This window comes from Acinetobacter sp. SA01 (genome assembly GCF_011319235.1).
Lineage (GTDB): Bacteria > Pseudomonadota > Gammaproteobacteria > Pseudomonadales > Moraxellaceae > Acinetobacter.
The window spans coordinates 1-2,127 of the sequence record NZ_WXXM01000043.1 but is presented as its reverse complement, the minus strand read 5'-3'; the positions used below and the strand labels follow the sequence as shown (position 1 = coordinate 2,127).

Annotated in this window: 2 protein-coding genes and 1 pseudogene; all 3 read left to right on the top strand. The window is 39.4% G+C overall.

Translation table 11 applies throughout. The annotated features are described in order from the left end of the window. Positions 1-122 (top strand): annotated as a pseudogene (locus GTU69_RS16890) (IS5/IS1182 family transposase); the annotation flags it as partial. A 331-nt stretch (positions 123-453) separates the two neighbouring features. Then, positions 454-1,251 carry an OmpA family protein gene (locus GTU69_RS16885; RefSeq protein ID WP_166172216.1) on the top strand — a complete coding sequence of 266 codons (798 nt, stop codon included), beginning with the start codon at positions 454-456 and terminating at the stop codon, positions 1,249-1,251. Positions 1,252-1,320: 69 nt separating this feature from the next. Next, positions 1,321-2,127, top strand: an 807-nt coding sequence (locus GTU69_RS16880; protein WP_240921746.1) for an Ig-like domain-containing protein, incomplete at its 3' end; no start/stop codon positions are given.

Sequence of the window (2,127 nt, the reverse complement as noted above, 5' to 3'; positions counted from 1 at the left end):
AAAATGCTTTTGCGAGATTAAAACATTTCCGTGCTATTGCAACTCGATTTGATAAACTAGCACGCAATTATAAATCTATGATCCGTATAGCTTGCATATTTATTTGGTGCAAAGCCAAATGAGGACACGCCCTAATAAAAAGAGATATAAATAAATTAAAAAAGATGATTTTTATACTATTTTTTTGAGTATATTTTTTATATGATTATTAAGTTTAAATGTGAATTAAGTCACATAAATCCATACTTTTTTTAAGAATTTTACATTGGATTTGCTTTTTTAAGGGTTGAAGGGTGGTGGGATATGAGTATTAGAAAATTAGTTTTAATAACGGGGCTTTCTATTTTTTGGTCGGGATGTGCTTCTATTAATAATCAGTCTCCTTTAGAGCATTGGAAAACATTTAATCCTGCGTCTATGATTTTGTCTGATCATATTAGACCGGATCAAACAATGGCAGTCTTTCTCCGAGAGGAAAATGCATTCAATGGTCCAGCCGTTAATATTTTTCTGGAAGGAGAGTATTTAACTTCGCTTCAACCAGGCGGTTATAAAATGCTGCCTGTATGTGCAAATCCGACTCAAATGAGTGCTGCTTTTACCCAAAGTGAGCTGGATTATTCAAAGGTACGGCAGAAAACTCAGGTCTATGACTTGCCTGCAGGGAAAATTCAGTATTTTAAACTTGTTGAGGATGCTAATCAGTCTATTAAAATTCAGCCATTAACAGAAGCACAGGCCCAGCAGATCCTTCCTACCGTTCGTGAACAAACCCATACGCTCCCACGTGTTGAAAAAAATAAGGTGTGTGCAAAACCAGTCTATGTCAATGTCCCTGTCCAAACTGTCTTGAAGAAATATACCTTACAGGCAAATACCTTATTTGCTTATGCAAAATCAGGCCCAAATGACATGTTAAAAAAAGGCCGCGAAGAAGTTAAAACAATTGCAGATCAAATTATCAATGAACAAAGTCAGGTTAGTCATATTAGCGTTCTGGGCTATACCGATCCTGTAGGAACAGAAGCTTTTAATCAGCAGCTATCTTTGCGACGTGCTGAAACAGTGCGCAATTTACTGACAATGTATGGTGTGGCTAGACAGAATATTTCAGTCGAAGGACGCGGTGAACAAGACTTGGTGGTCAGTGATTGTCAGAGTCGTTATGCAAAAGACAAGCTGGCTCGTGAGCAATGTGATCTGCCTAACCGACGTGTAGAAATTATTACTTACGGCATTAAAGCTGAATAAAGCTTTTTAAATCTAATTGAACTTTCTAATAAATTTTTGAAATCTGGCTAGCAGATCAGGATTAACCTTATGAATAATCAAACCATTACTGTAAAAATACATAGTGCTAAGAAAATAATTTCAACTCTTAACGTTACCAAAACACCTGATCAGCCTGTGATTATTCAGGCCCAAAAAAATGTCAATTACGAGTTGATTGATGATGCAACTCAATTTGCCCCTGAAAATATTAAAATTAAGCGTGTGGGCAATGACTTGCATATTGGTTTTGAAGACGGTTCATCAGATCCACTTGATGCTGACCTGATTATTCAGGATTACTATGGTCACGATGGGGTGACCAGCAATTTACTGATCGGTCTGCATGAAAATGGCAGTTATTATGCCTATGTGCCGGAAAGTGGTTTGCAAGAACATGCTGTAAGCATGCTGGCTGAAGAAGTCAGTGCTGGTCAGGCATTGGGTGGTGAACCTTTGGTTGCAGCTGCCTATGAGTTTAATCCGTATTGGTTACTGGCTTTGATTCCTTTGGTGGGATTGGCTGTGGCGGCTAGTAACGACGATGATAATAGTGGTAGAGATATTACTGCACCAGTGGTTACTGTAAATGACAGCAACAGCAATGACAGCACCCCGGCACTGGGTGGTACGGTGAATGACCCAACAGCGATTGTTGTAGTTGAAGTGGATGGTGTTAAATATCCGGCAACGAACAATGGTGATGGAACCTGGAGCCTTGCAGATAACGTATTGCCTCCTTTACTGGATGGCAGCTATCCGGTGAAAGTCACAGCGACAGATCCTGCAGGGAACAGCAGTACAGATACCGGTTCATTAACAGTAGATACTGTTGCCCCAGCAGCGACCTTAAACATT